24 protein-coding genes and 1 riboswitch are annotated in these 24,583 nt (G+C 72.8%); of the genes, 2 read left to right on the forward strand and 22 right to left on the reverse strand.

Features of this window, described 5'->3' with window-relative positions:
* A complete protein-coding gene (locus ACBJ32_RS11580) occupies nucleotides 1-888 on the forward strand; it encodes an endonuclease/exonuclease/phosphatase family protein (RefSeq protein WP_357865979.1) in 888 nt (295 codons plus the stop codon).
* A 125-nt stretch (nucleotides 889-1,013) separates the two neighbouring features.
* On the opposite strand, the gene ACBJ32_RS11585 is transcribed toward ACBJ32_RS11580, so the two are convergent.
* From ACBJ32_RS11585 to ACBJ32_RS11600, 4 genes are read right to left on the reverse strand one after another with little or no spacing between them, the layout of a single operon-like run.
* On the reverse strand, nucleotides 1,014-1,586 hold the full coding sequence (locus tag ACBJ32_RS11585; protein WP_375126691.1) for an NTP transferase domain-containing protein: 573 nt from the start codon (nucleotides 1,584-1,586) through the stop codon (nucleotides 1,014-1,016).
* Complete coding sequence (locus tag ACBJ32_RS11590) at nucleotides 1,583-2,674, reverse strand: XdhC/CoxI family protein (protein WP_357865975.1); 1,092 nt, start codon at nucleotides 2,672-2,674, stop codon at nucleotides 1,583-1,585. Before ACBJ32_RS11590 ends, ACBJ32_RS11585 begins: the two co-directional genes overlap by 4 nt.
* The gene (locus ACBJ32_RS11595) at nucleotides 2,667-3,743 is read right to left on the reverse strand and encodes a VWA domain-containing protein (RefSeq protein WP_375126692.1); all 1,077 of its coding nucleotides are present in this window, start codon (nucleotides 3,741-3,743) and stop codon (nucleotides 2,667-2,669) included. The genes ACBJ32_RS11590 and ACBJ32_RS11595 overlap by 8 nt, the downstream gene beginning before the upstream one ends.
* Nucleotides 3,736-4,602, reverse strand: a complete 867-nt coding sequence (locus ACBJ32_RS11600; RefSeq protein WP_375126693.1) for an AAA family ATPase — start codon at nucleotides 4,600-4,602, stop codon at nucleotides 3,736-3,738. The genes ACBJ32_RS11595 and ACBJ32_RS11600 overlap by 8 nt, the downstream gene beginning before the upstream one ends.
* Before the next feature lie 202 nt (nucleotides 4,603-4,804).
* On the opposite strand from ACBJ32_RS11600, the gene ACBJ32_RS11605 reads away from it, so the two are divergent.
* Complete coding sequence (locus ACBJ32_RS11605; protein WP_357865970.1) at nucleotides 4,805-5,053, forward strand: hypothetical protein; 249 nt, start codon at nucleotides 4,805-4,807, stop codon at nucleotides 5,051-5,053.
* Here the strand turns inward: ACBJ32_RS11605 and ACBJ32_RS11610 are convergent.
* The 18 genes from ACBJ32_RS11610 to coaBC all read right to left on the reverse strand — a co-directional run bounded on the left by ACBJ32_RS11610 (nucleotide 5,050) and on the right by coaBC (nucleotide 24,577).
* Nucleotides 5,050-5,502 (reverse strand): PH domain-containing protein, encoded by a 453-nt coding sequence (locus ACBJ32_RS11610; RefSeq protein WP_375126694.1) that lies wholly within the window; start codon nucleotides 5,500-5,502, stop codon nucleotides 5,050-5,052. The two genes, ACBJ32_RS11605 and ACBJ32_RS11610, sit on opposite strands and share 4 nt — an antisense overlap.
* Before the next feature lie 19 nt (nucleotides 5,503-5,521).
* Nucleotides 5,522-5,989 (reverse strand): 6,7-dimethyl-8-ribityllumazine synthase, encoded by a 468-nt coding sequence (ribH, locus tag ACBJ32_RS11615; RefSeq protein ID WP_357865966.1) that lies wholly within the window; start codon nucleotides 5,987-5,989, stop codon nucleotides 5,522-5,524.
* A gap of 13 nt (nucleotides 5,990-6,002) precedes the next feature.
* Entirely contained in the window at nucleotides 6,003-7,220 is a 1,218-nt protein-coding gene (locus ACBJ32_RS11620) for a bifunctional 3,4-dihydroxy-2-butanone-4-phosphate synthase/GTP cyclohydrolase II (RefSeq protein WP_375126695.1), read from the reverse strand.
* Complete coding sequence (locus ACBJ32_RS11625) at nucleotides 7,217-7,879, reverse strand: nicotinamide riboside transporter PnuC (protein WP_375126696.1); 663 nt, start codon at nucleotides 7,877-7,879, stop codon at nucleotides 7,217-7,219. The genes ACBJ32_RS11620 and ACBJ32_RS11625 overlap by 4 nt, the downstream gene beginning before the upstream one ends.
* Entirely contained in the window at nucleotides 7,876-8,466 is a 591-nt protein-coding gene (locus ACBJ32_RS11630; protein WP_357865960.1) for a riboflavin synthase, read from the reverse strand. The genes ACBJ32_RS11625 and ACBJ32_RS11630 overlap by 4 nt, the downstream gene beginning before the upstream one ends.
* 2 nt (nucleotides 8,467-8,468) lie before the next feature.
* Complete coding sequence (ribD, locus tag ACBJ32_RS11635; protein ID WP_375126697.1) at nucleotides 8,469-9,806, reverse strand: bifunctional diaminohydroxyphosphoribosylaminopyrimidine deaminase/5-amino-6-(5-phosphoribosylamino)uracil reductase RibD; 1,338 nt, start codon at nucleotides 9,804-9,806, stop codon at nucleotides 8,469-8,471.
* Between the two features lie 112 nt (nucleotides 9,807-9,918).
* Nucleotides 9,919-10,049, reverse strand: a riboswitch (FMN riboswitch).
* 77 nt (nucleotides 10,050-10,126) lie between these two features.
* Nucleotides 10,127-10,936 carry an oxygenase MpaB family protein gene (locus ACBJ32_RS11640; RefSeq protein WP_375126698.1) on the reverse strand — a complete coding sequence of 270 codons (810 nt, stop codon included), beginning with the start codon at nucleotides 10,934-10,936 and terminating at the stop codon, nucleotides 10,127-10,129.
* A 35-nt stretch (nucleotides 10,937-10,971) separates the two neighbouring features.
* On the reverse strand, nucleotides 10,972-11,634 hold the full coding sequence (gene rpe / locus ACBJ32_RS11645; protein ID WP_375126699.1) for a ribulose-phosphate 3-epimerase: 663 nt from the start codon (nucleotides 11,632-11,634) through the stop codon (nucleotides 10,972-10,974).
* Nucleotides 11,635-11,646: 12 nt separating this feature from the next.
* Nucleotides 11,647-12,651, reverse strand: a complete 1,005-nt coding sequence (locus tag ACBJ32_RS11650; RefSeq protein WP_375126700.1) for a phosphatase PAP2 family protein — start codon at nucleotides 12,649-12,651, stop codon at nucleotides 11,647-11,649.
* 117 nt (nucleotides 12,652-12,768) lie between these two features.
* Entirely contained in the window at nucleotides 12,769-14,340 is a 1,572-nt protein-coding gene (locus ACBJ32_RS11655; protein ID WP_375126701.1) for an RsmB/NOP family class I SAM-dependent RNA methyltransferase, read from the reverse strand.
* Nucleotides 14,341-14,403: 63 nt separating this feature from the next.
* On the reverse strand, nucleotides 14,404-15,330 hold the full coding sequence (gene fmt / locus ACBJ32_RS11660) for a methionyl-tRNA formyltransferase (protein WP_375126702.1): 927 nt from the start codon (nucleotides 15,328-15,330) through the stop codon (nucleotides 14,404-14,406).
* Nucleotides 15,331-15,334: 4 nt separating this feature from the next.
* On the reverse strand, nucleotides 15,335-15,883 hold the full coding sequence (gene def, locus ACBJ32_RS11665; RefSeq protein WP_357865948.1) for a peptide deformylase: 549 nt from the start codon (nucleotides 15,881-15,883) through the stop codon (nucleotides 15,335-15,337).
* Nucleotides 15,884-15,955: 72 nt separating this feature from the next.
* On the reverse strand, nucleotides 15,956-17,293 hold the full coding sequence (locus ACBJ32_RS11670; protein WP_375126703.1) for a hypothetical protein: 1,338 nt from the start codon (nucleotides 17,291-17,293) through the stop codon (nucleotides 15,956-15,958).
* 37 nt (nucleotides 17,294-17,330) lie between these two features.
* Entirely contained in the window at nucleotides 17,331-18,800 is a 1,470-nt protein-coding gene (locus ACBJ32_RS11675; protein WP_375126704.1) for a hypothetical protein, read from the reverse strand.
* A gap of 49 nt (nucleotides 18,801-18,849) precedes the next feature.
* Complete coding sequence (locus ACBJ32_RS11680) at nucleotides 18,850-21,264, reverse strand: primosomal protein N' (RefSeq protein WP_375126705.1); 2,415 nt, start codon at nucleotides 21,262-21,264, stop codon at nucleotides 18,850-18,852.
* 344 nt (nucleotides 21,265-21,608) lie between these two features.
* Nucleotides 21,609-22,796 (reverse strand): methionine adenosyltransferase, encoded by a 1,188-nt coding sequence (gene metK / locus ACBJ32_RS11685; RefSeq protein ID WP_375126706.1) that lies wholly within the window; start codon nucleotides 22,794-22,796, stop codon nucleotides 21,609-21,611.
* 128 nt (nucleotides 22,797-22,924) lie between these two features.
* Complete coding sequence (locus ACBJ32_RS11690) at nucleotides 22,925-23,248, reverse strand: hypothetical protein (protein WP_357865941.1); 324 nt, start codon at nucleotides 23,246-23,248, stop codon at nucleotides 22,925-22,927.
* A gap of 138 nt (nucleotides 23,249-23,386) precedes the next feature.
* Nucleotides 23,387-24,577: a bifunctional phosphopantothenoylcysteine decarboxylase/phosphopantothenate--cysteine ligase CoaBC gene (gene coaBC, locus ACBJ32_RS11695; RefSeq protein WP_375126707.1), complete on the reverse strand. Its 1,191-nt coding sequence runs from the start codon at nucleotides 24,575-24,577 to the stop codon at nucleotides 23,387-23,389.
* Nucleotides 24,578-24,583 lie beyond the last annotated feature (6 nt).

Consider the following 24,583-nt stretch of genomic DNA (forward strand, 5'->3'; position numbering starts at 1 on the left):
GTGCTGAGTCGGCTCGTCATCGTCGTGTCCGTCGTGGTGGCCGCGGCCCTGGCGGGGCACGGGTTGATCCCCGCTCTCGGCGGGTTCACGCCCGTCCTCGAGAGCCTGCTGCCCTGGATCGGGCTCGCCGTTCCCGTGCTGCTCGCCGCCGCCGCGGTGGCACGTTCCACCGCTGCCGCCGCCGCGGCGCTGGTGCCGGGGCTGGTGTGGGCCGTCATGTTCGGCTCCACGCTCTTCCGCACGCCGCCGGGCGGGCCCAGCGACCTGGCCGTCGGCACCGTCAACGTGGGCGTGCGCAACAGCGCGTCCGGCGAGGCCGTACGCGTGATCGCCAAGGACCTCGACGTACTGGCCGCGCAGGAGCTGACCAAGGGCGGGCCCGCGGCCAAGCAGCTCAACAAGATGTTCAAGTACCACTACCCGGTCAGCACGGTCGGCCTGTGGAGCCGCTACCCGATCAGCGAGACCGAGCCGCTCGACATCGGCCTCGGCTGGCCGCGCGCGCTGCGCGCGGTCGTCACCACCCCCAAGGGCAAGGTGACCGTCTACGTCATGCACCTGGCCTCGGCCAGGCCCGGCCAGACCACCTCGCGTGACGCCTCGCTGGCGCACGCGCGCAAGCTCATCGACGCCGACCGCAGCAAGCGCATCCTGCTGCTCGGCGACCTCAACACCGCCACCACCGACCGCGGCATGCGCGGCCTGACGCCGCCGCTGACCGACGCGCAGGTCGCGGCGGGCGACGGGTTCGGCTTCACCTGGCCGGCCGAGTTCCCCGTCACCCGGCCCGACCACATCCTGTTCAAGGGGATGACCGCGACCAAGGCGGGCGTGGCCCCGGCGACCGGCAGCGACCACCGGGCCGCGATCGCCTCACTGCGCCTCTAGACGAACGGCCCAGAACGGCTCGGAACGGCTCGGACGAACGGCCCGGACGGACAGCCCTGGGCTGACGGCCCGGGACGGACCTGCCTGGACGAGCCTGCCTGGACGGACCCGCCTGGACGGACGGCCTACGCGGACGGCTCCAGGCGAGCGAGGTCCTCCGGCGTGTCGATGTCGGCCGGGTCGCCGTGCTCGTCGCACGGCACCTCGGTGACCAACCCCGGATGCGCCTTCATGAACGGCCGCGCCCCGACGTCGCCCACGGCCAGCTCGGCCACGCCGGCGAAGTGCGGGCGGGCGATCAGCACGGGATTCCTGCGCCGGCCCCCGTAGGTCGCGACCGCCAGCCCGGTGGCGCCCGCGGCGATCAGCGCGCGTACCGCGCCCGGCCCGATCAGCGGCTGGTCGATCAGCGCGACCACCACCGACTCGGCCTCCTCGGGCAGCGCGGCCAGCCCGACCCGCAGCGACGACCCCATGCCGGAGGCCCAGTCCGGATTGCGTACGGTGACGGCCCCGCGCACCTGCACCGTGGCCGCGCCCAGCACGACCACGACCGGGTGGCAGCCGCCCTCCTCCAGCATCCGCACACCCCGGTCCACCAGCCGCTCGCCCGCGAACTCGACCAGCGCCTTGGGCCTGCCCAGCCGCGTACCCTCGCCGGCCGCGAGCAGCAGCCCGGCCGTCCTGGACGCCCTCATGGCGCCTCGTGGTGGATGCGGCCCCGCGTCGTGGACAGCGGGCGGCCGGAGCCGCCCCACCGGAGCTGGATCAGTTCGGCGGCGATCGACACGGCCGTCTCCTCGGGCGTGCGCGCGCCCAGGTCGAGGCCGATCGGCGATCTCAGCCTGGCCAGTTCGGCCTCGGTGAGCCCGGCCTCGCGCAGGCGGGCCAGGCGGTCGTCGTGGGTGCGGCGCGAGCCCATCGCGCCGACGTACCCGGCTCCGGTACGCAGCGCCACCTCCAGCAGCGGCACGTCGAACTTGGGGTCGTGGGTCAGCACGCAGATCACCGTACGCTCGTCCACCTGCACGGAGGCCAGGTAGTCGTGCGGCCACTTGACCACCACCTCGTCGGCGTCGGGGAAACGCTTGGCGGTGGCGAAGATCGGCCGCGCGTCGCACACCGTGACGTGGTAGCCGAGGAACTTGCCCACCCTGGCCACCGCCGCGGCGAAGTCGATCGCCCCGAACACCAGCATCCGCGGCGGCGGCGCGAACGAGTGCACGAACACCGCCAGGTCGTCCAGCCGCCGCTCCCCCTGCCCGCCGTAGTGCCGCAGGCCGGTCAGGCCCTGGGCGAGCATGCCGCGGGCGTCGTCGTCCACGGCGTCGTCGAGGCGTTCGAGGCCGAGCGTGCCCTTGGTGCGGTCCGGCCAGATGATGCGGCGGGCGCCGGCCTGGCCGGGACCGGAGACGATGGTGGCCACGGCGACCGGCTCGTGCGCCTCCACCGACGCCGCGATCTCGCCCAGCTCGGGGAAGGTCTCGATGGAGACGGGCTCCACCAGGATGTCGATGATGCCCCCGCAGGTGAGCCCGACGGCGAAGGCGTCGTCGTCGCTCACGCCGTACCGCTGCAGGACGGGCGTCTCGATCCCGGCGGCCAGCTCGAACACCGCGCCCTCGACGCAGCCGCCCGAGACGCTGCCGACCACCTCGTCCCCGCGCACCGCCATCGCCGCGCCCGGCGGCCTGGGCGCGCTGCTCCAGGTGCCGACCACCGTGGCCAGCCCGAACCTGAGCCCCGACCGCCACCACTTCATGATCTCCGGCAGCACGTCACGCATGCGCGAGCCTTTCGCTGAGTTGCTCGAAGGCGGCCAGGCTGTGCCCGGCCACCAGGTCGTCGAGGTACGGCAGGGCGGCCCGCATGCCACCGGTGAGCGGCTGGTAGTCCTCGTACCCCTTGTGCGGGTTGACCCAGATCACCCGGTACGCCTGCCTGGCCAGCCTCGCCAGCTGCGTACCCAGCAGCTCCGGGTCACCTCGTTCCCACCCGTCCGATGCGATCAACGCGATCGCGCCCCTTGCGCTGAAACGGGCGAGATATTCCTTGAGTTCCTCCCCCAGCCGGGTGCCGCCGCTCCAGTCGGGGATGACCTTGGACACCTCGTTCAGCGCGGTGCCGGGGTCGCGGTGGCGCAGCTCGGCGGTGATCGGGGTGAGCCGGGTGCCGACCGAGTAGACCCTGGTGGCCCTCGGCTCGCTCCTGACCAGCGCGTGGGCGAAGCGCAGCAGGGTCTCGGCGTACGGGGCCATCGAGCCGCTCACGTCCACGAACATCACCACCGTGCGCGGCCTGGTGGTGTGCCTGCGGTGCCGGAGCCTGGCGACCTCGCCCTTCCTGAGCGCGTCGCGGATGGTGCGGCGCTGGTCCAGGCTGCCCCGGTGGGCGCTCTCGAAGCGCCGTGACCGCCGCCGCGCCCGGCCGCCCTTCAGCAGCGCCATCATGCGGTGCACCTCGGCCCGCTCGGCCTCGGTGAGCCTGGCGACGTCCCGGTGCCGCAGGACCTCGATCCGGCTCGCGGTGGCGGGGGCCGGCGTGCCGGCGTCGCCGCCGCTCTCGCCGTCGCCCGGCCGCTCGGCGAGGTGGCGGGTGACGCTCGTCGTCGCCGTACGCTGCAGCGCCGCCTTCCGCCCGCCGAAGTAGGCGGCGAAGCACCGGTCGTAGCGGGGCAGGTCGTCGGGGCCGGCGCACAACGTCAGCCGGCCGGCCCAGTACACCTCGCCCGGGTCGGTCACGTCGAGGTGGTCGAGCGCCCTGAGCAGGTTCTGCGTACGCTCGTGGTCGGCCGCGACGCCCGCCGCGCGCAGCGTCCTGGCGAACCCCGTCATGGTGGCGGCGAGCTCATCCATGGGAGAGCAGCCCGTTGCCAATCACCGCCGCCACGTCCTCCCGGTACTTCAGCGCCGCGCCGAGCGTGGCGGCCGCCCGGTCGGGGTCGAGCTCCTTGGCCCCCAGCGTCAGCAGCGCCTCCGTCCAGTCCAGCGTCTCGGCCACGCCGGGCGGCTTGACCAGATCGGCCTGCCGCAGCCGCTCGGCCGCCCGCGCCACCTGCATCGCCAGCGTCTCGGTGCAGCGGGGCAGCCGCCGCAGCAGGATGGCTACCTCGCGGTCGAAACTCGGGTGCTCCAGCCAGTGGTAGAGGCAGCGCCGCTTGAGCGCGTCGTGCACCTCGCGCGTCCTGTTCGAGGTCACCACGACCACCGGCGGTGTCCTGGCCTTGATGGTGCCCAGCTCGGGGATCGAGATCGTGAAGTCGGAGAGCACCTCCAGCAGGAACGCCTCGAACTCGTCGTCGGCCCGGTCGATCTCGTCCACCAGCAGCACGCTCGGCTGCGTCTCGATCGCCTTCAGCAGCGGCCTGGCGATGAGGAACCTGCGGTCGTAGATCTCCCCCTCCAGCCTGCTCACGTCGGTGATCCCGGCGGCCTCGGCGGCCTTGAGGTGGAGGAGCTGGCGGGCGAAGTCCCAGTCGTACAGCGCCTGGGCGGCGTCCAGGCCCTCGTAGCACTGGAGCCTGATGAGCGGCGCCTTCAGCAGCGCGGCGAGCGTCTTGGCCAGCTCCGTCTTGCCGACCCCCGCCTCCCCTTCGAGGAAGAGCGGCCGCCCCATCCGCAGCGCCAGGAAGGCGGCCGTGGCCAGCCCTTCGTCGGCCAGGTAGGCATGCCGGTCGAGGAGCTCGATGAGCTTGTCCGGCGACTCGATGTCCATTGCCCTGATTGTCCGCCGCAGCACGCCTTCAGGCTACGTCGACACCAGCTTCGGCGATATTGACCCGGAGCGACCATGACAGAGTGTAAGATCTTGATCACCGAGTGAGAGGATGTCAAGGCATGCCCCCTCGCCTTGCTACCGACATGACCCCGCGTGCCGTCTCCGCCACCACGGCGGCCGAGATCCCGGTCGAGGACTGATGCCCGTTCCCCCCGGCATGCCCGAGTCGTGGGAAGACCACCACGTCTCGCCGGCGACCAGAGAACAGCGCAAGATCACCGCCGCTCGCAGGGCGATCGACGTCGCCCTGCAGACCCGCTTCCTGTGGATCTGCCCGGAGAAGCGGGAAGCGATCGCCACCTGCGAAGACTTCGAGCTCCTGCAGCAGTGGCTGATCCGCATCCTCACCGTCGACACCGTCGACGAGCTCTTCGCCGAGCCGGGTTAGCCCTCGGGCGCCTCGCCGCGCTCCCGGATCAGCGCTCGCAGCTCCGCCGTCGCCTGACGGGCGCGGGCCTTCTCCGAGCCCTGGATGCCCATGACCCCGACCGTACGCCCGTCCGACAGGTCGAGCCGCGGCCACGGATCGCCCACCACCATCGTGACCTCCAGCACCTCCGGCCACGTCACCCGCTGGGTGCGGACGGCGTTGACGATCGTGAGCCCCTTCTCGTCCGCCTCCACCCGCACCCGGCCCAGCAGATGCAGCACCCACGCCACCGCGCACCCGAACGCCACGATCGCCACCCGGTCCGGCAGCTTGAACGGCTGCGCGATGAAGACCGCCATCACCACCGCCCCCAGCACGATCACGGCCGCGAAGCCGTAGGCGACGACGCGGCCCCGGCGCGGACGCCAGGTGACGGGCAGGGGCGGAGGGGATACGGGCTCTGGCACGAAGGAAACCTACCGTAGGTCAGTGGAGGGTCCTGAGCAGGAGGGCGGTCTCGAGCGCGGCGATGGCCGACTCGTACCCCTTGTCCTCCTTGCTTCCCGGCAGCCCCGACCGGTCGAGCGCCTGGTCCATGTTCTCGACGGTGAGCACGCCGTTGCCGATCGGTGTCTCCTCATCCAGCGAGATCCTGGTCAGACCCGACGTCACCGAGTCGCACACGTAGTCGAAGTGGGCCGTCTCGCCGCGGATGACCGCGCCCAGCGCCACCACCGCGTCGCAGCGGCGGGCCAGGGCCTGGGCGACCACCGGGATCTCCAGCGAGCCGGGCACCCGTACCACGGTCGCGCTGGCGCCGCTGTCGTCGCACGCCTGCACGGCCCGCGAGACGAGCTGATCGGTGATCTTGGCGTGCCAGCTCGCCGCGACCACGCCCACCGTCAGCCCCGACGCGTCGGGCACCGCGACGCCCGGCCTTCCTTCCCCGCTCATTCGTTCTCCCCGATCATGACGCCTCCGAGATGTCGTGGCCGAGGCGCTCGCGCTTGGCCTTCAGGTAACGCTCGTTGTATGGGTTCATGGCCACCGGCATGGGCTCGCGGCCGAGCACCTTGATGCCGTAGCCGTCCATGCCCTTGAGCTTGGCCGGGTTGTTGGTGAGCAGCCGGATGGACTTGACCCCGAGGTCGGCCAGGATCTGCCCCGCGTTGGAGAACTCCCGCGCGTCGATCGGCAGCCCCAGCTCCACGTTGGCGTCGACGGTGTCGCTGCCGTTGTCCTGCAGGCTGTACGCCTTGAGCTTGGCCAGCAGGCCGATCCCCCTGCCCTCGTGCCCGCGCAGGTAGACGATCACGCCGCGGCCCTCCTGCGCGATGGCCGACATGGCGTTGTCGAGCTGCACCCCGCAGTCGCACCGCATCGAGCCGAACACGTCGCCCGTCAGGCACTCCGAGTGGGCCCTGACCAGGATGTTCTCGCCGCCTGTCAGGTCGCCGTAGACGAGCGCGACGTGCTCGCCGCCGTCGAGCGCGCTGGCGTACCCGTACGCCCGCCACATCCCGTACGTGTTCGGCAGCCGCGTCTCGGCGACCCTGGTGACCATGCTCTCGGCCCGCCGCCGGTAGTCGACGAGCTGCTCGATGGAGACCAGAGCCAGATCGTGCTCGTCGGCGAAGCGGCGCAGCTCGGGCAGCCTGGCCATGGTGCCGTCGTCGTTGACCACCTCGGCCAGCGCGCCGGCCGCCGACAGCCCGGCCAGCCTGGCCAGGTCGACGGCCGCCTCGGTGTGGCCGCGCCGGGCCAGCACGCCGCCCTCGTGGTAGCGCAGCGGGAAGACGTGACCGGGGCGGACCAGCTCGTTGGGCTCGGTGGCCGAGTCGGCGAGCGTGCGGATGGTCTTGGCCCGGTCGGCCGCCGAGATGCCCGTGGTGACGCCGTCGCGGGCGTCCACGGTGATCGTGTACGCCGTGCGCATGCGCTCCTTGTTGTGGAAGACCATGAGCGGCAGGCCGAGCCGGTCGAGCTCCTTGCCCTCCATGGCCACGCAGATCATGCCGCTGGTGTGCCTGATGGTGAACGTGCACAGCTCCGGCGTGGCCTTGGCCGCGGCGAAGATGAGGTCGCCCTCGTTCTCCCGGTTCTCGTCGTCCACGACCACCACGGGCCTGCCGTTGCGGATGTCCTCGATCGCACGCTCGATCGGGTCGAGCTTGATGTCGTTCACTGCGCCACCGCCGCCACGCCCAGGGGTCCCGTACGGTATTCGCGCAACCACTTCACGAACCCGACCAGGACCAGCACGAAGAACACCCCATACACCGCTCCGGAGACCACCAGCCCCGAGCTGAACGCCAGCGGCACCCCGACCAGGTCCACCGCCACCCACACGATCCAGAAGTCCACGAGCGCCCTGCCCTGCGCCCAGGTGGCCATCGCGCTGCCGACGAAGATGTAGGCGTCGGCGGCCACCAGCGCCATACCCTTGACCCCCGGCACCGAAGCACCCCAGGACAGGCCCGTCACGTAGAACAGCAGCCCGATGACGGCCGTGCCCACCAGCATGACCGCGATCAGCATCGACCGCTCCCCCCAGTGGGCGGGCCTGATCGCCAGTTGCCCGCCGTTCTGGGTGCCGCGCCGCCAGGCCCACCAGCCGTAGACCGCCAGGCCCGCGAACAGCGCCTGCTTGAGCGCGTTGCCGGTGACGTGCGCGTTGATCGAGGCGGCGAACAACAACACCGCCCCGGCGAACTGCACCGGCCACGTCCACATCGACGTGCGCATGGCGAGCAGGACCGTGGCCAGGGCGGCGATGTTGCCCACCAGGTCGGTCCAGAGCACATGCGTGTTGAACATCTCGAATCCGGCGTTGAGCCAGTTCATCGCCTGACCACCAGCCTCTCCACGTATTTCGCGATCACGTCCACCTCGATGTTGACCACGTCACCCACCCGCCGCTCGCCCATCGTGGTCAGCTTCAGCGTGGTCGGGATGAGGCTCACGCCGAAGCTGTCGTCGTCAACCGTCGTCACCGTCAGGCTGATTCCGTCGATGGCGATCGAACCCTTCTCCGCGACGTAGGGGGCGATCGGCTCGGGCAGGGAGAAGCGCAGGTCGTCCCAGCTCTCGCCGGGGTCGCGGGACATCAGGACGGCGGTGCCGTCCACGTGGCCCTGCACGATGTGCCCGCCGAGGCGCTGGTCGGCGCGTACGGCGCGCTCCAGGTTCACCGCGGAGCCCTCGGCGAGGCCGCCCAGGGAGCTGCGGTCGAGAGACTCCTTGATCACGTCCACGGTGAACACGTCGTCCTTCACCTCGACGACCGTGAGGCACACGCCGTTGACGGCGATCGAGTCGCCGTGCTTGGCGTCGGAGGTGACGATCGGGCCGCGCACCGACAGCAGGGCGCCGCCGCCCGCTTGCTCGATGGCCACCACTTCGCCCTTTTCCTCAATGATTCCGGTGAACATCACTACTCCCTGCCTCGTTGGGTGAGGGGCCGGGCAATAAGCCGTACATCCGGCCCTATGGGGGAAATTTCGTCAAATGTCAGGCGGTGGAGCTCGCCGATCGTGCCCACCCCGGCCGCGCCCAGCGCGGCCCGCCCCGAGCCCAGCAACGCCGGAGCCAGGTACGCCACCACGCGATCGATCAGCCCCTGCCGCACGAACGAGCCGGCCAGCGTCGGCCCGCCCTCCAGGAACACGCTCACCACGTCGCGCGCGGCCAGCTCCCGCAGCAGCGCCTCCAGGTCGAGACCGCCGTCGCGGCGAGGCAGGCGAAGCAGATCGGCCTTCAGCCGGGTGTCGGCGTCGTCGGCCACGGCGATGAGGGTGGGCGCCTGGTCGTCGAGGACGCGGGCCGACCGGGGCGTCCTGGCGTCGGCATCGACCACCACCCGCAACGGCACCCGCCCGCCCGGTCCCGCACCCCTGCCCGCGCCTCCAGGCCACCCGCCATCGCCCCCAGGTCGCTCGCCATCGCCTCCGGGCCGCCCGGCCGCGGCGGCGTGCCCATCGGCGCCTCCCGCACCGCCCTCGCTCCCGTCACGGCCGTCAGGCGCCTCGGCGGCCTCCCGCCCCGCGGCGCCCGATCCCGGGACGCCGCCGGAGCGCTCCAGAGCCTCCTGCGCCGCCACGGCCGGGAGCTCCCCAGCTCCCCGCACCTCGGCGGTGGGGCGGGCGGTGAGCTGGGGGTCGTCGGCCAGCACGGTGCCGATCCCGGCGACGATCGCGTCGGAGGCGGCCCGCAGCCGGTGCACGTCCGCCCGGGCCTCGGGTGAGGTGATCCACTTGCTGGTGCCGTCCTGGGCCGCCGACCGCCCGTCGAGCGTGGCGGCGAACTTCCAGGTCACGTGGGCCCGCCCGAGCCGCGCGCAGGTCAGCCACTCCTCGTTGACCCGCTCGGCCACCCCGGCGAGGACCCCGGCCGTGACGGCCACGCCATGGTCCCGCAGCCGTGCCGCTCCACCGGCCGCCTTCGGGTTGGGGTCGGACACGGCGATCACCACCCGCGCCACCCCCGCCGCCAGCAGCGCGCGGCTGCACGGCCCCGTCCTGCCGGTGTGGTCGCAGGGCTCCAGCGTCACGTACGCGGTGCCGCCGCGCGCCCGCTCCCCCGCCTGTGCCAGCGCGACGACCTCGGCGTGCGGCCCGCCGGCGTAGGCGTGGAAGCCCTCGCCCACGACCTGCCCGGCGGCGTCGAGCACGACGCAGCCGACGACGGGGTTGGGGCTGGTGGTGCCGTGCCCGTGCGCGGCCAGCTCGACGGCGCGCGCCATGTGGGCGGCGTCCTGCGCGGGTGTCTCCAACCCCGGGTCTCCTACTCGCCAGTAGCTCCAAGCCACGGCGGGCCCCGGGGGATTTCTCGCCACGATGCGGCACACGCATCACGGCAGGCGCCCGGCTGGGACACCGGACACCTCGCGCGCTTCCTCCCATCCGGACTTTAACCGTCGGTCCCGGAATTTCACCGGGTCAACCGGCCGATGGCATCGGCCGGGTCGCGGACTGTCACCGCCGGTTCGGAATTTCACCGACCCCGGAGCACGCTAGCTCTCTTCGCATACCAGTTTGCCATGCCGGTGGCCGAGCACGCGACCACCCCCGCAAAAACAACCAAGCGCTCGCTTCAGGCAGCCATCAGCCGGTGCGCGCGCCGCGCCGCCGGGCTGTAGCGGACATGCCCCGGGACCAGGCCGAGCCCGGTGTGCAGGGTCCGCAGCGTGGCGGTCGCCCACAGGTCGCCGACCGGCGTGGCGGGCAGCCCGTACAACCTCCTCGCCCAGCGCGGCAACGTCGCGAACGCCAGCAGCGTCAGCGCGGGCATCGCCGGCTTGAGCGGCGTGAGCAGGCGCGGCAGCGGGGCGTTCAGCGACAGGCGCAGCGGATGCGCGGCCTCGGGCACGAAACGCAGCCCGGGACGCTCGGCCTCGATGTAGTCGCGCAGCTCCGCCACCGAACCGGGCACGTCCGCCGCCGCCAGCCCCACCACCTCGGCGGCCCTGCGCCACTCCGCCACGAACGTGTCGGCCTCCTCGTCCGACAGCCCGACCCCGGCCCGGCGGGCGACCGACAGGTACGAGTCCACCTCGCCCACGTGCACCCAGCGCAGCGCGTCGGGGTCGTCGAGGTGGAAGGTGACCCCCGTGTCGGGGTCGTACGCGGTCAGCTTGGCATGGATCTTCCGTACGCGGCGGCCGGCGCGTTCGACCTCGGCGTGGGTGCCGTAGGTGCGCACGCGGACGAACTCGGTGGTCCGTACGAACCGGGACCAGGCCTCCTGCGGATCCATCAGCGCGGAGTTCTGCAGCACCCCGCGCATCGCCCTCGGATGCAGCCCCTGCATGAGCAGCGCGCGGATGCCGCCCACGAGAAGGATCGGCTCGCCCATCACCCGCCACGTCACCGAGCGGGGCCCGAAGATCCCATGGTCGCTCATAAGTGAAGAATTACCCAGGTGATGCCGGGTTCATGTCAGGAAATGGCGCGATCGGCGGCGGCGCGCAACTCGTCGATCGCGGCCACCGGATCGGAGGCCCCGTACACGGCGCTGCCGGCCACGAACACGTCGGCCCCCGCCTCGGCGCACCGCTCGATGGTGCCGGCGTCCACGCCCCCGTCGACCTGCAGCCAGACCCGGCCGCCGTGCCGCCCGATCAGCTCGCGGGCCCGCCGGATCTTCGGCAGCACCACGTCGAGGAACTTCTGCCCCCCGAACCCCGGCTCCACGGTCATCAGCAGCAGCATGTCGACCTCGCCGAGGAGGTCTTCGTACGGCTCGACGGCGGTGGCGGGGTTGAGCGCGAGCCCCGCCCTGGCGCCGAGCGAGCGGATCTCGCGCAGCGTGCGGATGGGCGCCTTGGCCGCCTCCGCGTGGATGGTCACGCTGCCCGCCCCCGCCTCGGCGTACTGCGGCGCCCAGCGGTCGGGATCGGCGATCATGAGGTGGCAGTCGAGCGGCGTGTCGGTCGCCTTGCGCAGCGCCTCGACCACGGGCAGCCCAAGGGTCAGGTTGGGCACGAAGTGGTAGTCCATGACGTCGACGTGCAGCCAGTCGGCGTTCGGCACGGCGGCGGCCTCGTCGGCGAGCCTGGCGAAGTCGGCGGCGAGGATGCTGGGCGAGATCTGTACGGCCATGATCCCCCTAGTCTAGTGACCCGCGCCGCCCCGCCCTCGCCCGGAGCCCTGAGACTCCTTCTCCCTCCGGGCCATCAACCCGAGCCTGATGAACAGTACCGGCGCCCCCACCTGCACCCACAGGGTCAGCACCGCGTACCCCGCGTACGTGCCGACGGCTCCCTCCGGCAGCACTTCGCGCTCGGCGTACCAGATGAGCACCGCCACGACCGTCCCGATCACCCACCGCCCGGCCCGCGCGCCGAGCGACCCGCCCGCGTCGAACCACCCCAGCCGGTACATGATCGACGCCCCGGCCAGCGTGCCCAGCAACACCCCCGCCAGGGTCACGACGGTGTCCATGCTCTCGGGGTCGATCGTCCCCGCGGAGCTCCAGCCCGCCGGCACCACCCACCCGGCGTACGGCGCGTTGGCCAGCGCCGCGCCGCCGATCATCGCGCCGGACAGCACCGCGGACGCGGCGAGCTGCACCCACAGCGGCCGCCCGCGCCACCACGCCGTCGCCGGCCGTTCCAGCCGCCGGACGAGCAGCAGCACCACGAGCCCGAGCAGCACGCCGGCGACCACGTCCGAGATGAAGTGCACGCCCAGATACACCCGGCTCAGGCACACCAGCACGACGATCGCCCCGGCCGCCCACCACGCCCACGGCCTCGCCACCGCCACGGCGAGCCGCCCCAGGCCCGCGGTGCCGGTCTGCGCGTGCCCGGAGGGCAGCCCGAAGGCCCCCTCGACGGAGAACGGGTGGATCCTGGGGTCGATCCAGTACGGCCTGGGCTGGTGGACGGCGAGCTTGCCGATCGCGTTCGTGGCGGCGGCCGCCAGGACGGTGAACCCGAGCCGCAGCGCGAGCGCCGGGTTGACGCACCAGTAGAGCAGGGGCAGGCAGAGCAGGAAGAACGTGTCCGTGCCGAGCACCGAAACCAGCTCCAGCACGGGCCGGACGGCGTCGGGCCAGCTCTGGAGCCAGATGATCGGTCCCAGCTCCGCCAGGTGAAGGTCGTCCAGAAAATCCACGTTTCCGATCGGATCACACGGACGGGCGGCGCGTCAGGCGATCTTGCGCAGCGGGACCAGGAAGCAGCGGGATCAGGAACACGTCAGGCGATCGCACGCAGCAGGGCCACGAACACGTCAGGCGATCTTGCGCAGCAGGGCCAGGAACATCGCGTCGGTGCCGTGCCGGTGCGGCCAGAACTGGGCGTGCGGCCCGTCGCCGAGCCCCTCGATCCCGGGCAGGTAGTCGCGGGAGTCCAGTTGCTCGACGTCCTTCCTGCGCGCCAGGACGTCGCCCACCACGACCCTGGTCTCTGCCAGGTGCGGGGAGCACGTCACGTAGGCCACGACGCCACCCGGCCGCACGGCGTCGAGCGCCGTCTCCAGCAACCGCCGCTGCAGCTTGCCCAGTTCGGCGATGCCCGCCGGATCGCGCCGCCAGCGTGCCTCGGGCCGCCGCCGCAGCGCGCCGAGCCCGGTGCAGGGCGCGTCGAGCATGACCCGGTCGAAGACTCCCGGCCGCCACGCGGGCTCGGTGCCGTCGGCGGTGACCACGGACGCGTTCCTGGTCGTCTCCCAGACGAGCCGCGCCCGGTGCCGCTGGACGTCGGCGGCCAGCAACCGCGCCCCGCCGGGGAAGGCCTCGGCAGCAGCGCCGTCGCCCGCCGACCCCGCCTCGGCGGCGGCGTGCATCGCAGAGCCCGCTTCAGCGCCGGCGGGCATCGCAGGGCCCGCCTCGGCACCGCCGCTGCTCGTGCCGCCGGCCGCGCGCCGGCGGGCCTCCTCGTCCAGCCCGGCGAGATCACCGTGGGTGGCGATGGCGTCCAGGAGCCCGGCCTTGCCGCCGGGCCCCGCGCACATGTCGAGCCACAGCTCGTCGCCGTCGCCGTCCACCGAAACCCGGGTGAGGGCGAGCGCCACGAGCTGACTGGCCTCGTCCTGGACGGCCGCGCGCGTCTCGGCCACGGCCTCGATCTGGCCGGGGTCGCCTTCGCGCAGGTAGGCGGCGTACGGGGAGTAACGTCCCGGGACGGCGCCGGCCTCCTCCAGCTCCTCCACCGAGCTGCGCCCCGGCCGCGCGACGAGCGTCACCAGGGGACGGGCGTTGTCGGCGTCGAGCAGGTCGGTCATCTCATCGGCCGTGCCGAGCGCGTCGCGGAAGGCGGAGACGATCCAGCGGGGGTGACCGTAGGCGACCGCGAGGTGCCCGACCGGGTCGTCGGCCGGGTCGGGCGCCACGATGGGCACCCACTCCTCCAGCGTCCTGGAGCCGATCTTGCGCAGCACCGCGTTGACGAACTTGGCGGCCCCCTGGCCGATACGCAGGCGTACCAGATCGACGGTGGTGCCGACGGCCGCGTGCGGGGGCACGCGCATGCGCAGCAGCTGGTGGGCGCCGATTCGCAGCGCGTCGCGCACGTCGGGGTCGGGCGCGCGGTCGCTGCACATCTCGATGATGGCGTCGTAGGTGCCGAGCCCGCGCAGCGTCCCGTACGCGAGCTCGGTGGCCAGTGCGGCATCGCGGCCCTTGATGCCGCGCTCGCGAAGCAGCCGCGGCAGGAGCAGGTTGGCGTACGCGTCGCGCTCGTCCACCGCGCGTACCACGTCGTAGGCCGCGTTGCGCGCCGGGTCGCGCGACGGCCTGCGCGGCCTTCCCGCACGGTTGTCGCCGCCCCTGCCGCCGGCGCCCTGCTGCCCCCTGGTCTTCATCGCCTCAAACTCTCGCTCGCACCCGGTCGCCACGCCGCCGGCACGATGATCCGGCCCGCTCGGTCACTTGAAGGCCTCATCGCCTTCGGGGCGAACCCCGCGGGCCCACTCCACGGCACCCATCAACCGCTTGCCCTGCGGCTGCACCTCATCCAGCTCCACCGCGTCGCTGGCCGTCCCGACCAGCACAGCGGTCTTCGTGGCGAGGACCTGCCCGGGCGCCAGCCGCTCCCCGGCCACCACCCGCACGGGCCCCACCTTCATCCGTTGCCCCCGGAACTCGCTCCACGCCCCCGGGTTGGGGGTGCAGGCCCGGATCAGCCGATCGACGTGCATGGCGGGCTTGGCCCAGTCGACCCGCGCGTCGCCCACCGCGATCTTGGGAGCGATCGTGACGCCGTCGGCGGGCTGCGGGCGGGCCTCCAGGGCGCCGTCCTCGACCCCGTCGAGGGTGGCGGCGAGCAGCCCGGCGCCCGACACCGCCAGCCGCTCCAGCAGCGCCCCGCTCGTGTCGGAGGGGCGGATCTCCTCGGTCACCACGCCGTAGACGGGCCCGGCGTCCAGCTCCTTGACGATCTGGAACGTGCTCGCCCCGGTGATCTCGTCACCGTGCAGGATCGCGTGCTGGACGGGCGCGGCGCCGCGCCAGGCGGGCAGGATCGAGAAGTGCAGGTTGATCCAGCCGTGCCGGGGCACGTCGAGCGCCGACTGCGGCAGCAGGGCGCCGTAGGCGACCACGGGGCAGCAGTCGGGCTCCAGCGCCCGGAGCCGGTCGAGGAAGGCGGGGTCGCCGGCCTTCTGCGGGCGCAGCACCTCGATGCCCGCCTCCTCCGCGAGCTCGGCCACCGGCGAGGGGTGGACCTTGCGGCCGCGGCCCGACTGCGCGTCGGGGCGGGTGACGACCGCCACCACCTCGTGCCGGGGCGAGTCGATCAGGGTGCGCAGTGACGGCAGTGCCGTCTCGGGCGTGCCCGCGAAGACCAGACGCATGCTCTCAGAGTGCCTTTCCGCCGGTGGCGTGGGGCGAGACCTTGATCACGGGAGCGGACAGGCCGCTCCACTCCGCCTCGCGTACGGCCTTCATGGCCAGCTTGCGCTGCTTGGGATCCATGCGGTCGATGAACAGGATGCCGTCGAGGTGGTCGGTCTCGTGCTGGAAGCAGCGTGCCATGAGGTCGGTGCCCTCCAGCGTGACCGGCTCGCCGTGCATGTTGAAGCCCTTGGCCACGGCGCGGATCGCGCGCGGCGTCGGGAACGACAGGCCGGGGAAGGACAGGCAGCCCTCCTCGCCCTCCTCGTCGAGCTCGGCGGACAGATCGAGGTCGGGGTTGATCAGGTGGCCGAGCTGGTCGTCCACGTAGTAGGTGAACACCCGCAGCCCGACGCCGATCTGCGGGGCCGCCAGGCCCGCGCCCGGGGCGTCCATCATCGTGTCGGTCAGGTCCTTGACCAGCTTGCGCAGCTCCTTGTCGAAGTCGACGACCGGGGCCGCCGGGGTGCGCAGCACCGGATCTCCGAACAGCCGGATCGACTGGATCGCCAAGGGGGTTCACTCCGTTCTCAAGCGTGGATCAGCCCAGTTTAGTGCAGGTGCGGGCCCGATCAGGTGGGCCGGCTACCCGCTCTGGCGGGCGTGCTCCAGCGAACGGGCCTTCATCGCGGCCTTGCGCGCCGCCTTGACCACGGCCTGGTCGTCGTGGGCGGCGGCCAGCATGTCGAGGACGGCGATCGTGTCGGGATGGCCGACCGCCGGCATGTCGCCGACCAGCTTGATCAGGTCCTCGCCCGGCTCGGGCGGGTCGATCCGGCCGGCGGCGGGGCCCGACAGGTGCATGAGGGCCGCCAGCGAGTCGACCGCGATCCAGGTGTGGTCCTCGGGGCTGAGCGTGGGGGCCTCGAGGTCGCGGATGTGCAGCCAGGACGCGGCGTAGCGGCGCATCAGCGGATGCTCCAGCGCCTGCCTGACCGGCGCCTCGGCCTCCGGCCCGAGCTCCTCCAGAATCGCGCCGACGGCGCCGCGCTGCCCGGCCGTGCCGGAGGCGGCGATCTCGATCAGGTCGCGGGCGGCCGACTCGGGCGAGCGGCGCTCCAGCCAGCCGGCCACCGCGCTCTGCGTGGCGCTGCCCTTGACCAGCGCCTCCACCAGCTCGGCCGCCGACAGGTCGGCGAACACCTCCACCTCCGCGGTGGTCGGCGCGTCGTGCCCCTCGCGCAGCAGGTCGCGGCGGATGGCCCAGACGCCGAGCGGGGTGAGCGCGGTGCGGCCGGCGGCGGTCTGCTCGACCAGCCCGCAGTACGTCAGCAGCGACAGCGCCTCCAGCAGCTCCGCAGGCAGCGCGGCGGCGATCTTGCGCATCTCGGCGGGGCCGGGCGCGCAGGCCACCTCGTGGGACTGCAGGATGCCGCGGGCGAGGTTGGCGGTGGCCACTCCCGACCGTACGGAGTAGATCGTGGCCAGCATCTCGGCCAGGTGACCGTCGACCACGGCCGAGCCGGTCAGGCCCTCGTCGGCGCGGTCGAGCACGTCCATGACCACGCCGTCCCAGAACTCCAGCGTGGCCTCGACCGTGAGCTGCATCGACAGCGGCCCCCGCGAGGCCCGGCCGCCCAGGATCTGCAGCAGGCCGGTGTTGACCGCGACGATCCAGATCAGGCGCAGGCGGGAGGCCGGCAGGCCGAGCTCCTGCGCGGCGGCGTCGGCGTCGGCCTCGGTCAGGTGCCCGCCGGGGGTGACCTGGCGCTCGCCCGTCCACGTGGTGAGCCTGATGGCGTCGGCCACGAGCGGCACGACGGGCACCGCCCTCGCCAGCTCGGCGTCGGGCGCCAGCAGGACCGGCGGGAACGTCAGCGCCTCATGCTCCACGTGAGTCTCCTCAGGGGGCCGTGGAGGCACGGCGGCCTGCTCATCGATCAGCTTGCGCAGCTCGGCGAGGTCGAAGACGTTGTTTGCCACCCACGAAACTTACTGCACACCGGTCACATGAGCGTACTCAACGGATGCCTCGGGAGCGGGCCTTGAACGCCGCCTTGCGCGCCGCCTTGGACACCGTGCCGTCGGGGATGGACCGTCCGAGCAGCTCCAGGACCTCGACGACGTCGGGATGGTCGACCCGCCACATCTCCTCGATGAGGTGGGCCGGCGGGCCGGAGGCGGCCATGTTCTCGGCGAAGATCTCGGGGTCCTCCTCGGCCGCGGGCATGGCCAGGGCCAGCATGTCGACGCTGACCCAGAGCAGCTCCTGCTGGGTGAGCGGCGGCGCGGGCAGCTTCCTGGCGGCCAGCCAGTGTATGGCGTGCGGGCGCAGCTCCTGGTCCTCCAGGTAGCCGCGGACGGCGGGCTCGGCCTCGGCACCCAGGCGGTCGACGATGGTGATGGCGATGCCGCGGGCCACCGCGGGCGCGCCGGAGGCGGCGGCCAGCAGCTCCGCGGCGGCCTCGCCGGGCTCCTTGCCGGACAGCCAGCGACTGATGTCGTCCTCGGCGATCTCGGTGGGCACGCCGTCGAGCAGCCCCTCGATGAGCCCGCGCGCGTCGGCCTCGGCCAGGTCCGGCGCCTCGGGGGCGTCGACGCCGAGCGAGAGGTAGTGCTCGCGCAGCGCCCAGACGCCCAGGGGCGTCAGCTCCGCGCAGTCGCCGTCGACCCTGATCATGCCGGTACGCTCCAGCCGGCCCAGCACGGTGGCCAGGTCGACATCACCCTCACCGGCGATCTCGTCGAGGTACTCGCCGATCACGGTGACGGGCACCCGCACCTGGAGCCGGTAGATCATGTCGAACAGGTCGTAGAGCCCCTCGTCGAGCTCCGCCGAGCCGGTGACCGCGCCGCCGGTGTCCTGCTCCAGCAGGTCGGCGACGCGCCGCGCCCAGGCGGCCAGCGGATCGCCGCCGCCGGGCAGCGGCTCCTCCGCCAGCATCGGAACGCTCTCCAGCGCGGCACGCAGCTCCTCCGGCGCGGCCAGCCGCACGGCGGGCAGCGGCGTGCAGCCGGGGCAGTCGCAGGGTGCCTCGCCCAGGTCGGGCAGCTCGCCGGAGGGGATGGGGATCGACTGCTCGAGCGACTCGGGGCCGATGGAGCTGAACAGGCTCTTGGCCATGCCGAAGTTCGAGGTGTCGGCGAGCGCCTCGGCCATGCGTGGCGCGATGTCGTCGAGCCGCTCGCGCATCCGCGTGGCCGTCTCGCCGCTCACCTGGGCGGCCTCGTCGAGGAAGTCGACGAGGGTGCGGGCGGCGGCGATGGTCTCCGGCGCGCTCTCCGGAGGGGCGATGACCTTGCGCGGGTAGATGGACAGCAGCAGCTCGTCGAAGGTCTCAGGTGTGAAATCACCCAGTTCGTTGACGTTGAGGTAGTCGCTGGCGTAGTCGCAGAGCAGGCGGACCTCGTCCGCGTCCACCTCGACTTCCCGCGCACGCCCCCATGCACGCAGGTCGTCGATGGCCCGGTTCACCCATTCGATCGACACAGGGGCACGCTAACGGCTGACCAACAGATGAGCGAATCGGGGAAACGGTCTAAATCAGGTCGAGCGGGTCGACACTCACCCTCACGACATCTGGTGTCTTTCTGGCCGCACGCACCCCACTGGCCCCTTTGAGCGCGGCGGCCAGCGCCGCTCCCCCTGCCCTCCGTACCCGGATCATGGCGCGTTCCTGGCCGGACTCGTCCACCGGCACCGGGCCGAGCACCTGGGCGTCGGGCGGGAGGCGGACCTCGTCGAGCATCTGCCTGACCGCACTGGCCGCGCCGGTGAGCGTGGCCATCCGCACCGCCGGCGGGAACCCCAGCTCGGCGCGGTCGCCGAGCTCGCGCTCCGCGTGCGTGATCGGATCCCACCTGAGCAGCGCCTGTACGGCCGGCAGCGCCGCGTCGCCGAGCACGACCAGCTCGGCGGCGGGGCGCAGCAGGGCCGCGGCGTTCATCCAGCGGCGCACGGTCTCCTCGGCCGCCCGCAGATCCGCCCGCCCCAGCAGCGCCCACCCGTCCAGCAGCACGGCCGCCGCGTAACCGCCCTCCACCACGGGCTCCGCGCCCGGGGTCGCGACGACCAGCGCGCGGGTGGAGGGCACGGTGGCCAGCACGCCGTCGCGTCCCGAGGTCCGCACCGGCACGGAGGGGAAGGCCCTGCCGAGCTCCTCCGCCGTACGCCTGGCACCGGTGACGACGGCACGCAGGCGCGGGCTGCCGCACGACGGGCACCGCCAGTCGGCGTCCACCCTGCCGCACCAGCGGCAGTACGGCGCCGCGTGGCCGCCCCTGAGCGCCAGCGGGCCATGACACCGCGGTCCCTGCCCACCGGACCCACCGGACCCGCCGGACCCGCCGGATCCGCCTGGCCCCTGCTCCGGGCTGCCCAGCGCGATCTGTGCCTGCCCTGCCGGCGAGGCACCGGCCTGCGCGCCCGGTGCGGCGTGCGCATGGGCGCGAGCCGGCTCAGGGGACCGGGGGCCGGTGCGGGTCGGGGGCAGGACGCAGCGGGCGGGAGCGCGGCAGTGCTGGCAGGCCAGGGCGGGCAGGTAGCCGCGCCTGGGCACCTGCACCAGCACCGGGCCGCTCTCCAGGCCGACCCGCAGGGCGCGCCAGGCGATGCTGGGCAGGCGGGCCTGCCGGGCGGCCTGGTCCTTGGCCAGCTCGGCGTCCTCGCCCGCCGGGCGTACGCGGGGGGCCAGGGTCCTGAGCGTCGTGCGCGCCGCCACGATCGGCCTGGCCCAGCCGCTCGCGACGAGCTGGGTGGCCTCCGCCGTGCGGGCGTAGCCGCCGATGAGCATGGCCGCGCCGGTCCTGTGGGCGCGCAGGCCGAGCACCTCGCGAGCGTGCGGGTACGGGGCCAGGCGCTCGGCGTGCAGGTCGTCGCCGTCGTCCCAGATGACCACCAGGCCGAGCTCCGCGACGGGGGCGAACATGGCGGCCCTGGTGCCCACCACGGCCCGCACCTGGCCCCGCAGCACCCTCAGCCACCGCCGGTACCGCTCAGCGGGGCCCAGGTCGGCGGTGAGCGCCACGTGCCTGCCGGGACCGAGCAGCCGCCCGAACTCGGCGTCGGCCAGCGCCACGTCCTTGCCGTCGGGGACCACGACGACCGCTCCCCTGCCGCCGTCCAGCGTGGCCCGCACCGCCTCCGCCACGGCTTCCGCCCATCCCCGCGCCCCGGGCAACGCCGACCACACGGCCCGGGGCGCACGGCCGTGTCGCAGGGCGTCGAGGAAGGAGGGCCCGGTGGGGTACGCGTCCCACGCGCTCGCGGCCTGGGCCGCGCCGGCCTCGCTCGGGGCCTGGCCCGCCGAGCGCCCAGGCGCGGGGGGCAAGGCTGCGGCCTGGGCCGCGGAACGCTCAGGCGTCGGCTGGGACGCGGGCGCCGGGGCCGCAGCGCTCGCAGTCGTGGGCTGGGCCGCGCCGGCCGCGCTCGGGGTCGGGGCCGGGGCCGCTGATGGACGTGCTGACGGGTCCGGGGCCTGGCCCTGGGGGCCTGCGGGCACGTCGGTCTTCGGGGGCTCCGACTCGGCCTTGGCGTGGCGGGGCGGGATGGCCAGGCGGAGCACGTCGGTCAGGGTGCCCGCGTACCGGTCGGCCACCGCCCTGGCCAGGCCGGCGATCTCCGGGGTGAGCACCCGCTCGGGCGAGACCACGCGTTCGAGCGGGGTGAGCCTGCCTTCGTGCTCGCTCTCCGGCACCCGCTCCAGCAGGAACCCGTCCACGAGCTTGCCCGCGAACCGTACCCGCACCCGCACCCCCGGCTCGGCCGTCTCGTGCATGGGCTCGGGGACGAGGTAGTCGAAGGGCCGGTCGAGGTGCGGCAGCGGGCTGTCCACCACGACCCTGGCCACGGGGTTCTCGGGGGCGGGGACGGGCGCCCCCTTGGTGTCCTTCGACGAGGGCGCGGGCCGCACGGCTTCGAGCGGCAGGAGCGCGTCGTCGGAGGAAGGGGTCACGCAAAAGGTCTACCAGACCCATGCCCGCGCCCACGCCCACGACGTGAGCGCCGAGCCCGAGCCCGCGCGACGGCGAAGCCACCGCGGCAGCAATCACGGGGCCGCACGCCCGCCGAAGAGCGCACGCTGGAAGACGCGCACACGAGGACCGGAACCGCCCTTCAGGCACGCCCAGAACCGGTGCGCCCTCAGCCACACCGATCGGTACGCCCTCGGCCGCACCACTCCTGTAGGCCCTGGGTCACGCCACCCGGCGCTCCCCCGGTCACACCACCGGGTGCTGCCTCGGTCACGCGAACGACCGGTGCCGCCCTCAGGCGGCACCGGTCAACGAGCGTGAGCCGTCACAGACCCGCGGCGGTCCGCAGGGCCTCAGCGCGGTCGGTGGACTCCCAGGAGAAGCCCTCGCGCCCGAAGTGCCCGTACGCGGCGGTCTCCGAGTAGATCGGCCGCAGCAGGTCGAGGTCGCGGATGATCGCGGCGGGCCGCAGGTCGAACACCTGCAGCACGGCCTCCTGGATCTTCTCCACCGCCAGCTTCTCGGTGCCGAAGCACTCAACGAACAGGCCCACCGGCTGCGCCTTGCCGATCGCGTACGCCACCTGCACCTCGCACCGGTCGGCGAGCCCGGCCGCGACGACGTTCTTGGCGACCCAGCGCATGGCGTAGGCGGCCGAGCGGTCGACCTTGGACGGGTCCTTGCCGGAGAAGGCGCCGCCACCGTGGCGGGCCATGCCGCCGTAGGTGTCGATGATGATCTTGCGACCGGTGAGGCCGGCGTCGCCCATCGGGCCGCCGATCTCGAAGCGGCCGGTCGGGTTCACCAGCAGGCGGTAGCCCTCGGTGTCGAGCTCGAGGTCCGCGAGCACGGGGTCGACCACGTGCTCCTTGATGTCGGGCGCCAGCATCTCCTTGAGGTCGATCTCCGCGGCGTGCTGCGTGGAGACCACCACGGTGTCGAGGCGGACGGGCGTGTCGCCGTCGTACTCGATCGTGACCTGGGTCTTGCCGTCGGGGCGCAGGTAGGGGACCGTGCCGCTCTTGCGCACCGCCGACAGGCGCTGGGCCAGCCGGTGGGCGAGCGTGATCGGCAGCGGCATCAGCTCGGGGGTCTCGCGGCAGGCGTAGCCGAACATGAGGCCCTGGTCACCGGCGCCCTGGCGGTCGAGCTCGTCACCGTCACCGTCGACGCGGTGCTCGTAGGCGTCGTCGACACCCTGGGCGATGTCGGGCGACTGCGCGCCGATGGACACCGACACGCCGCACGAGGCGCCGTCGAAGCCCTTGTGGGAGGCGTCGTAGCCGATCTCCAGGATCTTCTCGCGGATGACGCCGGGGATGTCGACGTAGGTCTCGGTCGTGACCTCGCCTGCGACGTGAACCTGGCCGGTAGTGATCATCGTCTCGACGGCGACCCGGCTCTTGGGGTCGTCCTTGAGCATGGCGTCGAGAATCGCGTCACTGATCTGGTCGGCGATCTTGTCCGGGTGGCCCTCGGTGACCGACTCGGATGTGAACAGGCGACGTGACAACTCAGTGGCTCCTCATGCAGCGGCTGCTGACGGATGTAAGGCCCGGGACCAATGGGCACGGCTGGGCCTCGCCGAAGTCTAGCCCTACCAGGCGCCAGGTCGCGAAACTGTCCACCATATGTCTCCCATCAGAGCTCGGGCAGGGGATCGGCCGGCAGGATCTCCGGGGCGAAGATCTCCGCGTCCGCGGCCGACACCACAGCGGCGTACTCCTCATCAAACTCGAACACGATCGAGCCGAGCTCGAGAACGTGTCCCGGCAGGATCGGACCGAGCCTGGTGTGCCGGGGAAACTCCGCGAAAACCGACACCGGCCTGTCGGTCCTGAGCGTTCTCGTGGCCAGCACGGAGATGGCCGTGCCGGTCACCACGATCAAGAAGTTGCCCGTCCCCGCCGGACCCTCGGAGAACGCGGGGAAGACGTAATGGATCTCCCCTTGGTCACCGAGCAACGTTCTGCAACGCTCCCTGACAGCGGAACCCACCGGCATCCCAACCCCCTTGCCCCCAAGTATCCGCAGGCACAGAGGTTTGTTGCAACAGGTGATCGAGTAATCGGATCTGTACGCTTTGTACGATTTTCCGCCGACTCAGCCGAGGCGTACGGCGACCAGATCCCACACGGCGTCGGCGAGATCCTCCTTGGGCCCGAACGGCACCTCCACCGGATCCCCTCCCGCCACCAGCACGGTGGCCGCGTTGTCAGGGGTGCCGAAGGCGAGACCTTCTCCCACCTGGTTGACGACCAGCAGGTCGCAGCCCTTGCGGGCGAGCTTGGCCTGCCCGTTGGCCAGCACGTCGTGCGTCTCGGCCGCGAAGCCCACGATCACCGGGGGGCCGGGCTCCAGGCGGTGGCGCTCGCCGAGCTCGGCGAGAATGTCGGGGTTCTTGACGAGGTGGATGGCCTCGGGCTCCCCGTCGGTCTTCTTGATCTTGGCGTCGTGCCGGGTCGCGGGGCGGAAGTCGGCCACCGCGGCGGCCATGACCACCACGTCGGCTCCCGTGGAGGCGGCGAGCACGGCGTCGCGCAGCTCGGCCGCGGACTCGACCCGCACCACCTTCGCACCGGCGGGGTCGGGGAGCGTGACGTTCGCCGCCACCAGCGTGACCTCGGCGCCCCGGGCGGCCGCCGTGCGGGCCAGGGCGTAACCCTGCAGCCCGGAGGAGCGGTTGCCGATGTAGCGCACGGGGTCGATGGCCTCGCGGGTGCCGCCCGCGGAGACGACGACCTTGCGGCCGGCCAGGTCGCGGGGCCTGCCACGGAGCACGCGCAGGCAGACCTGGAAGATCTCGGCGGGATCGGGCAGCCGGCCGGGCCCGGTGTCGGCGCCGGTGAGCCGGCCCACCGCCGGGTCGATCACGATGGCGCCCCGCTCGCGCAGCGTCGCGACGTTGGCCTGCGTGGCGGGGTGCTGCCACATCTCGGTGTGCATCGCGGGCGCGAACACCACCGGGCACGTCGCCGTCAGCAGCGTGTTGGTGAGCAGGTCGCCCGCCAGCCCGTGCGCGGCCTTGGCCAGCACGTCGGCGGTCGCCGGCGCCACGACGACGAGATCGGCCCGCTTGCCGATCCGTACGTGCGGCACCTCGTGGACGTCGTCCCACACCTCCGGCGACACGGGGTTGCCGGACAGGGCGGCCCACGTGGGCGCGCCCACGAACTTCAGGGCCTCGCGGGTCGGCACGACCCGCACCCCGTGGCCCGACTCGGTGAACAGCCGCAGCAGCTCACACGCCTTGTACGCGGCGATGCCGCCGCTGACGCCCAGGACGACCTGCATCGAAGG

The sequence above is a fragment of the Nonomuraea sp. GTA35 genome (assembly GCF_041950525.1).
GTDB lineage: Bacteria > Actinomycetota > Actinomycetes > Streptosporangiales > Streptosporangiaceae > Nonomuraea.

What these genes read in the sequence shown, in the direction of transcription:
- ACBJ32_RS11605 (WP_357865970.1), top strand. Translation starts at nt 4,805, where the DNA reads ATGCCCGTTCCCCCCGGCATGCCCGAGTCGTGGGAAGACCACCACGTC.
- ACBJ32_RS11655 (WP_375126701.1), bottom strand. Translation starts at nt 14,340, where the DNA reads ATGAAGACCAGGGGGCAGCAGGGCGCCGGCGGCAGGGGCGGCGACAAC.
- ACBJ32_RS11590 (WP_357865975.1), bottom strand. Translation starts at nt 2,674, where the DNA reads ATGCGTGACGTGCTGCCGGAGATCATGAAGTGGTGGCGGTCGGGGCTC.
- ACBJ32_RS11630 (WP_357865960.1), bottom strand. Translation starts at nt 8,466, where the DNA reads ATGTTCACCGGAATCATTGAGGAAAAGGGCGAAGTGGTGGCCATCGAG.
- ACBJ32_RS11625 (WP_375126696.1), bottom strand. Translation starts at nt 7,879, where the DNA reads ATGAACTGGCTCAACGCCGGATTCGAGATGTTCAACACGCATGTGCTC.
- fmt (WP_375126702.1), bottom strand. Translation starts at nt 15,330, where the DNA reads ATGCGTCTGGTCTTCGCGGGCACGCCCGAGACGGCACTGCCGTCACTG.
- ACBJ32_RS11585 (WP_375126691.1), bottom strand. Translation starts at nt 1,586, where the DNA reads ATGAGGGCGTCCAGGACGGCCGGGCTGCTGCTCGCGGCCGGCGAGGGT.
- rpe (WP_375126699.1), bottom strand. Translation starts at nt 11,634, where the DNA reads ATGGCCGTACAGATCTCGCCCAGCATCCTCGCCGCCGACTTCGCCAGG.
- ACBJ32_RS11640 (WP_375126698.1), bottom strand. Translation starts at nt 10,936, where the DNA reads ATGAGCGACCATGGGATCTTCGGGCCCCGCTCGGTGACGTGGCGGGTG.
- ribH (WP_357865966.1), bottom strand. Translation starts at nt 5,989, where the DNA reads ATGAGCGGGGAAGGAAGGCCGGGCGTCGCGGTGCCCGACGCGTCGGGG.
- ACBJ32_RS11595 (WP_375126692.1), bottom strand. Translation starts at nt 3,743, where the DNA reads ATGGATGAGCTCGCCGCCACCATGACGGGGTTCGCCAGGACGCTGCGC.
- ACBJ32_RS11600 (WP_375126693.1), bottom strand. Translation starts at nt 4,602, where the DNA reads ATGGACATCGAGTCGCCGGACAAGCTCATCGAGCTCCTCGACCGGCAT.
- coaBC (WP_375126707.1), bottom strand. Translation starts at nt 24,577, where the DNA reads ATGCAGGTCGTCCTGGGCGTCAGCGGCGGCATCGCCGCGTACAAGGCG.